This is a genomic window from Kitasatospora sp. NPDC002543 (assembly GCF_053594915.1).
In genome coordinates this window covers 1-7,282 of record NZ_JBSFWR010000186.1, presented here as the reverse complement: position 1 = coordinate 7,282, position 7,282 = coordinate 1, and the positions used below count along the sequence as shown (strand labels likewise).

Below are 7,282 nucleotides of genomic sequence, written 5' to 3'. Positions count from 1 at the left end.
GAGCTGCGCGCCCTGGGCCTGACCCCGGTCCTGCTCACCGGCGACAACCGGGCGGTCGCCGAGGCGGTCGCCGCCGAGGTCGGCATCGCGCCGGAGCACGTGATCGCCGAGGTCCTCCCCGAGGACAAGGTCGCCACCGTCGAGCGACTGCAGGCCGAGGGCAGGGTCGTGGCGATGGTCGGCGACGGCGTCAACGACGCGGCCGCCCTGGCCCGGGCCGACCTGGGTCTGGCGATGGGCACCGGCACCGACGCCGCCATCGAGGCCGGCGACCTCACCCTGGTCCGCGGCGACCTCCGCTCGGCGGCCGACGCCATCCGGCTCTCCCGCAGGACCCTGGGCACCATCAAGGGCAACCTGTTCTGGGCCTTCGGCTACAACGTGGCGGCGGTCCCGCTGGCCGCGGCCGGCCTGCTCAACCCGATGATCGCGGGGGCCGCGATGGCCTTCTCCTCGGTCTTCGTGGTCACCAACAGCCTGCGGCTGCGCCGCTTCCAGCCGGCCTGAGCCCGGCCGAACCCCCCGCCCGTACGCACGAGGGCCCGGACCGACCACCGGTCCGGGCCCTCGCCCCCTCGCGGGCCTCTCAACGCCCCAGCAGCTCGCCGCCGTTGCAGTGCAGGATCTCGCCGGTGATGAACCCGGCCTCGGCCGAGGCCAGGAAGTACACCGCCGCCGCGACCTCGCCGGTCTCGCCGATCCGCCCGAGCAGGGTGCGGGCGGCCCGGCGGGCCACCTCGGGCTCGTCCAGCCGCGGTCCGAAGAACTCGGTGCCCGCGACGGTGCCCGGCGCGACGATGTTGGCGGTGATACCCGACGTGCCCAACTGGGCGGCCAGGAAGTGGTTCCAGGCGTGCAGCGAGGCCTTCGCCGCGCCGTACGAGCCGGCCCCGCGCAGGGCGGCGATGGAGCTGATGGTGACCACCCGGCCGGAGCCCGGGGCGAGCCGGTCGCGGACCGACTCGGTGAGCAGCACCACGGTCAGCACGTTGCGCTCGAAGTCGCCGCGCCAACGCGCCAGCAGGGCGTGCGGTCCGCCGCCGACCACGGTCTCCCGGCTGCCGGCGTTGTTCACCAGGACGTCGATCCGCTCGGGCAGGCGGGCGAGCGCGGCCTCGACGGCGTCCGGGTCGGCGAGGTCGCACACCAGCGGGGTGACGTTCGGCCCGAGGTCGGCCGCGGCCTTCTCCAGGACCTCCCGGCGGCGGCCCACGATCACCACGTGGTCACCGGCCTCGACGAACCGCCGCGTGACTTCGTACCCGATTCCCGTGCCACCGCCGGTGACGACGACGTTCCTGGCCATCTGCGCACTCCCTCCCCAGTTCCGCCGTCGCGCGGCGAATGGCGCGACGGTCCGTACCGGAATGCCACGATTCCTATCACGCTCGGTTGCCGTGACTGCGGGGAGGGTGACGTCCCGCGCGAGCGAAGGTGTGATATGGGCGTGGTACGAGGCGCACACGGAGCGTGGCGAGAGGCAGCTCACACCCCCCGGGCGTAACTTCTCGCACCCTGATACGTCTTAGGTTGGTAGTGCGGCAGTTTTTCCGGTGGGCGGGGACACGCTGAACGGCAACGTGTCCCCGCGCTTCCACCGGCTGTCGCCGACGGGGCTCCGGCGGGCCCCGGGAACGGCCGTCGTACTCGACGGCCTTCGCGCACGACGCCGGGGTTCTGGCGGGCCTGGGACGCTTTGAGCGGCCGTCCCCGGTCGCGGCCGGCCCCGGAGTCGTGCGCCGTACGGTTCGGTCCCCGCGCGCGCCCTCGGGCGCGTCACCGGGACGCGAGGGGGCCCGGCCGCTCAGCGGCCGGGCCCCTCTCAGCTTCCGTGCGGGCCGGTGGTCGGCGCCGCTGCGGTCAGCGGGCGTCCAGCGGGACGTAGTCGCGGATCGCGGTGCCGGTGTAGATCTGGCGCGGACGGCCGATCCGGCTGGTCGGGTCGTTGATCATCTCGTGCCAGTGGGCGATCCAGCCCGGCAGCCGGCCGAGCGCGAACAGCACGGTGAACATGCTGGTCGGGAAGCCCATGGCGCGGTAGATCAGGCCGGTGTAGAAGTCCACGTTCGGGTACAGCTTGCGCGAGATGAAGAAGTCGTCCTTGAGGGCGTGCTCCTCCAGCTTGAGCGCGATGTCCAGCAGCTCGTCGTTCTTGCCGAGCTGGCCGAGGACCTCGTGCGCGAGCAGCTTGACCTGGGCGGCGCGCGGGTCGAAGGCCTTGTAGACCCGGTGCCCGAAGCCCATCAGCTTGACGCCGGCTTCCTTGTTCTTCACCTTCGTGATGAAGGCGTCGACGTCGCCGCCGTCCTTCTGGATGCTCTCCAGCATCTCCAGCACGGCCTGGTTGGCGCCGCCGTGCAGCGGGCCCCACAGGGCCGAGATGCCGGCCGAGATCGAGGCGAACAGGTTGGCGTGGCTGGAGCCGACCAGGCGCACGGTGGAGGTCGAGCAGTTCTGCTCGTGGTCCGCGTGCAGGATGAGCAGCTTGTCCAGCGCGTTGACGATGACCGGGTTGAGCTCGTAGTCCTCGGCGGGGACCGCGAAGGTCATCCGCAGGAAGTTCTCGACATAGCTCAGGTCGTTGCGCGGGTAGACGAAGGGCTGGCCCATCGCCTTCTTGTACGCGTACGCGGCGATCGTCGGCAGCTTGGCGAGCAGGCGCACGGTCGACAGGTGGCGCTGGGCCGCGTCGAACGGGTTGTGGCTCTCCGGGTAGAACGTGGACAGCGCGCCGACGACCGAGGACAGCATGGCCATCGGGTGGGCGTCCCGCGGGAAGCCCTGGAAGAAGCGCTTGACGTCCTCGTGCAGCAGGGTGTGCTGGGTGATCTCGCGGTTGAACTCGGCCAGCTGGTCCGCGTTGGGCAGCTCGCCGTTGATCAGGAGGTACGCGGTCTCGATGAAGCCGCCATCGGAGGCAAGCTGCTCGATCGGGTAGCCGCGGTACCGCAGGATGCCGTTGTCACCGTCCACGAAGGTGATCGCGGACTTGTACGCGGCGGTGTTACCGAAGCCGTTGTCCAGGGTGACCAGGCCGGTCTGCGGGAGCAGCTTCGAGATGTCGAAGCCGGAGTTGCCCGCAGTGCTCTCGACGACGGGGTACTCGTACTCGCCGTCCTGGTACCGCAGTACTACCGAGTTGTCGCTCACGTCTTCCTCACCGACGAAATGAATCCTCTTCCAAGGTGCCCTGACTGTCTCTACCATCCCCCATCCGGAGGACAGTCGCGCACCCGGGGTGGCCCGAAAGGGCCCGCCCCTACAAAACCTGCCGCCGCAGCCGGTACGAACCGGACAAGATCGGCACCACCCTAGGCTCTGCCGTAAATCTCTTCACGTCAAGAGAACATTAGAGGCAACCATCGCGTTGGATAATCATCCAGCCGCCAGCCGGTGGTCGAGCCCGGTGTGCCTCCGACCTGCGCTGACGGCCCGGACGGCCTGCCCGATCGCCTTGCGTGACCCCACCAGCACCACGAGTTTCCGAGCCCTGGTCACAGCCGTGTAGAGCAGGTTCCGCTGGAGCATCGTCCAAGCGGACATGGTGACCGGAATCACCACGACCGGGTACTCGCTGCCCTGCGAGCGGTGGATCGTCACCGCGTACGCGTGGGCCAGCTCGTCCAGTTCGTCGAAGTCGTACGACACCTCCTCGTCCTCGTCGGTGAGCACCGTCAGCCGCTGGTCGTCCACGCTGAGGGCGGTCACCACTCCCACTGTGCCGTTGAAGACTCCGTTCCGCCCCTTGTCGTAGTTGTTGCGGATCTGGGTGACCTTGTCCCCCACCCTGAACGTCCGGCCGCCGAACCGGCGTTCGGCCAGCCCCTCCCGGGCCGGCGTCACCGCCGCCTGCAACAGGGTGTTCAGGTTCCCCGCACCGGCCGGGCCCCGGTGCATCGGCGCCAGCACCTGCACGTCCCGGCGCGGGTCGACGCCGAACTTCTGCGGGATCCGCCGCGCCACCACGTCCACCGTCAGCCCGGCCGCCCGCTCCGCGTCGTCCTCCGCGAACAGGAAGAAGTCCGCCAGGCCGTCCGTCAGCGGCGGCCGGCCCTCGTTGATCCGGTGCGCGTTGGTCACCACGCCGGACTGCTGCGCCTGCCGGAAGATCCTGGTCAGCCGGACCGACGGGATCGGCCCGCCCTCGGCCAGCAGGTCCCGCAGCACCTCCCCGGCGCCCACCGAGGGCAGCTGGTCCACATCCCCCACGAACAGCAGGTGGGCACCTGGCGGCACCGCCTTGACCAGCTTGTTCGCCAGGATCAGGTCCAGCATCGAGGCCTCGTCGACCACCACCAGGTCCGCGTCCAGCGGCCGGTCCCGGTCGTACGCGGCGTCCCCGCCCGGCTTGAGCTCCAGCAGCCGGTGGACCGTCGACGCCTCCACCCCGGTCAGCTCCGCCAGCCGCTTCGCCGCCCGGCCGGTCGGCGCCGCCAGCACCACCTTGGCCCGCTTCGCCAGCGCCAGCGTCACGATCGACTTCACCGTGAACGACTTGCCGCAGCCCGGACCACCCGTCAGCACCGCGACCCGCTCGGTCAACGCCAGCCGCACCGACTGCTCCTGCTCCGGCGCCAGGTCGGCCCCGGTCCGCTTCGCCAGCCAGTCCAGCGCCACCGGCCAGTCCACGTTCCCGAACCACGGCATCCGGTCCTCGTCCGAACGCAACAGCCGCAGCAGCTGGTTGGCGAGCGAGATCTCCGCTCGGTGGAACGGCACCAGGTACACCGCGGTGACGGGCTCGCCGCCCTCCCCCGGGACCGCCTCGCGCACCACCCCCTCGGCCGCCACCAGCTCCGCCAGGCAGTCGATCACCAGCCCGACGTCCACCTGGAGCAGCTTCACGCCGTCCGCGATCAGCCGCTCCTCCGGCAGGAAGCAGTGCCCCTGGTCGGTGCTCTGCGACAGCGCGTACTGCAGGCCGGCCTTCACCCGCTCGGGGCTGTCGTGCGGGATGCCCACCGCCTGGGCGAGCCGGTCCGCCGTCAGGAAGCCGATGCCCCACACGTCCGAGGCCAGCCGGTACGGCTCGTTCTTCACCACCCCGATCGAGCCGTCGCCGTACTGCTTGTAGATTCGCACAGCCAGCGAGGTGGACACCCCGACCCCCTGCAGGAAGACCATCACCTCCTTGATGGCCTTCTGCTCCTCCCAGGCGGCAGCGATCTTCTTCGTCCGCTTCGGCCCCAGCCCCGGCACCTCGATCAGCCGGCCCGGCTCGTTCTCGATCACCTCCAGGGTGTCCACCCCGAAGCGCTCCACGATCCGCTCGGCGAACCGCGGCCCGATCCCCTTGATCAGCCCCGACCCCAGGTACCGCTGGATCCCCTGGATCGTGGCGGGCAGCACCGTGGTGTAGTTCTCCACCGTGAACTGCCGCCCGTACTGCGGGTGCGAGCCCCACCGCCCGTGCAGCCGCAACGACTCGCCGACCTGTGCCCCCAGCAGCGCGCCCACCACCGTCAGCAGGTCGTTCGCACCCCGGCCGGTGTCCACCCGGGCCACCGTGTAGCCGGTCTCCTCGTTGGCGTAGGTGATCCGCTCCAGCACGCCGTCGACCTGCGCGAGCTGCCGCGGCACCTGCTGACCGGACTGCGCCGCCTGCTTGCTCACCGGACCCCCTTCGACCGGTACGGGTGGGTCATTCCGCTACGCACCGTACCGCCCCGCCCCGACAACCCCGGAACGGCCGCTGCCGTGCACCGCCCCGGCCGAGGTGCCAGGCTGGGAGGAACCGAGGGGGACCGCCGTTCGACCGCGCCCGCCCGGGCCCCGTCCGAGGAGCAGTGCCGCCATGCTCAACACCGACTTCCGCCCCGGTTCCCCGGACTGGCTCGACCTGAGCAGCCCCGACACCCGGGCGTCCGTCGACTTCTACACCGCGCTGTTCGGCTGGACCTTCGACTCGGCCGGCCCCGAGGCCGGCGGCTACGGCTTCTTCCAGCTCGACGGCCGGACCGTCGCCGCCCTCGGCCCGGTCGCCGAGGAGGGCTCCCCTCCCGGCTGGACCCTCTACTTCGCCACCGAGGACGCCGACCGGACCACCGCCCTGGTCGAACAGGGCGGCGGCCGCGTCCGGTTCGCCCCCTTCGACGTCTTCAACGCGGGCCGGACCGCCGGCTACACCGACCCGACCGGAGCCGACTTCGCCGTCTGGCAGCCGCACGACACCCGCGGCCTGGACCTCGTCACCGAGGAGGGCAGCTTCTGCTGGGCCGAGTGCTACAGCGTCGACGCCGAACGCGCCAAGTCCTTCTACCGCGGCGTCTTCGACTGGCAGGAGCAGGACGTCCCGCTCGGCGAGGTGACGTACACCGTCCTCACCCCGGCCGGCGGCGGCACCGACGACGCCCACGGCGGCATCATGCAGCTCGGCCCCGAGCACACCGCCCGCGGCACCACCTCGCACTGGCTCCCCTACTTCGAGGTCCCCAACACCGACGCCAGCCTCGCCATCGCCGCCACCCTCGGCGCGACCGTCCGGATCCCGGCCATGGACGTGCACGGCGTCGGCCGACTGGCCCAGCTGGTCGACCCCCACGGAGCCGTCTTCGCCGTCATCAACAGCACCAAGCCCGGGGAGTAGACCCCATGGGGTCCCACGACCCTTCAGACGGGCCGTGAAGGGGTGCTACGGGCGTAGAAAGGGCCCGGTCGGCTCCCAAGCCTGCCTCTAGTCTCGGATCATGACTGAAACGGCTGTTCTGACGATCCGACGGGCCACCCCCGAGGACCTTCCGGCGATCGTGGCCATGCTCGCCGACGACCCGCTGGGCGCCACCCGCGAGAGCCCCGACGACCTCACCCCCTACCGCACCGCCTTCGCCCGCATCGAGGGCGACCCGCACCAGCACCTGGTCGTCGCCGACCGGGCCGGCCGCACCGTCGGTACCCTCCAACTCACCCTCGTCCCGGGCCTCTCCCGCGCCGGCGCCACCCGCACGATCATCGAGGGCGTCCGCATCCACGCCGACGAACGCGGCAGCGGACTGGGCACCGAACTGATCCGGTGGGCCGTCGACCGCTCCCGCGAACTCGGCGCCGACCTCGTCCAGCTCACCTCCGACGCGACGCGCACCGATGCCCACCGCTTCTACGAGCGGCTCGGGTTCACGGCTTCCCACCTCGGGTTCAAGCTCAAGCTCTGACTCGGGTTCCGACCGGGTTCCGGCGTCCGCCCGGAGAATCCGGCCCGGAAACGCGAAGAACCCCCATCCGGGACCCGGATGGGGGTTCTTCAGAAGAATTGTTCGGCGGCGTCCTACTCTCCCACAGGGTCCCC

At 71.0% G+C, this 7,282-nt stretch carries 6 protein-coding genes; 3 read left to right on the top strand and 3 right to left on the bottom strand.

The window, feature by feature from the left end; genetic code table 11:
• Positions 1 to 507 (top strand): HAD-IC family P-type ATPase (locus tag ACWD4P_RS37465; RefSeq protein WP_449782718.1); only part of this gene is annotated, 507 nt, incomplete at its 5' end.
• A gap of 79 nt (positions 508 to 586) precedes the next feature.
• On the opposite strand, the gene ACWD4P_RS37460 is transcribed toward ACWD4P_RS37465, so the two are convergent.
• From ACWD4P_RS37460 to recD2, 3 genes are all read right to left on the bottom strand, one after another.
• Positions 587 to 1,306, bottom strand: coding sequence for an SDR family NAD(P)-dependent oxidoreductase (locus tag ACWD4P_RS37460; protein WP_359830228.1), 720 nt, complete (start codon positions 1,304 to 1,306; stop codon positions 587 to 589).
• A 554-nt stretch (positions 1,307 to 1,860) separates the two neighbouring features.
• On the bottom strand, positions 1,861 to 3,150 hold the full coding sequence (locus tag ACWD4P_RS37455; RefSeq protein WP_359830231.1) for a citrate synthase: 1,290 nt from the start codon (positions 3,148 to 3,150) through the stop codon (positions 1,861 to 1,863).
• Between the two features lie 225 nt (positions 3,151 to 3,375).
• Complete coding sequence (gene recD2 / locus ACWD4P_RS37450; RefSeq protein ID WP_359830233.1) at positions 3,376 to 5,613, bottom strand: SF1B family DNA helicase RecD2; 2,238 nt, start codon at positions 5,611 to 5,613, stop codon at positions 3,376 to 3,378.
• Positions 5,614 to 5,794: 181 nt separating this feature from the next.
• On the opposite strand from recD2, the gene ACWD4P_RS37445 reads away from it, so the two are divergent.
• Together ACWD4P_RS37445 and ACWD4P_RS37440 are read left to right on the top strand one after the other, a co-directional pair.
• Positions 5,795 to 6,586 (top strand): VOC family protein, encoded by a 792-nt coding sequence (locus ACWD4P_RS37445; RefSeq protein WP_359830236.1) that lies wholly within the window; start codon positions 5,795 to 5,797, stop codon positions 6,584 to 6,586.
• Positions 6,587 to 6,686: 100 nt separating this feature from the next.
• The gene (locus tag ACWD4P_RS37440; RefSeq protein ID WP_449782717.1) at positions 6,687 to 7,148 is read left to right on the top strand and encodes an N-acetyltransferase family protein; all 462 of its coding nucleotides are present in this window, start codon (positions 6,687 to 6,689) and stop codon (positions 7,146 to 7,148) included.
• The last annotated feature ends 134 nt before the right edge of the window (positions 7,149 to 7,282 follow it).

What these genes read in the sequence shown, in the direction of transcription:
- ACWD4P_RS37460 (WP_359830228.1), bottom strand. Translation starts at nt 1,306, where the DNA reads ATGGCCAGGAACGTCGTCGTCACCGGCGGTGGCACGGGAATCGGGTAC.
- ACWD4P_RS37445 (WP_359830236.1), top strand. Translation starts at nt 5,795, where the DNA reads ATGCTCAACACCGACTTCCGCCCCGGTTCCCCGGACTGGCTCGACCTG.
- ACWD4P_RS37440 (WP_449782717.1), top strand. Translation starts at nt 6,687, where the DNA reads ATGACTGAAACGGCTGTTCTGACGATCCGACGGGCCACCCCCGAGGAC.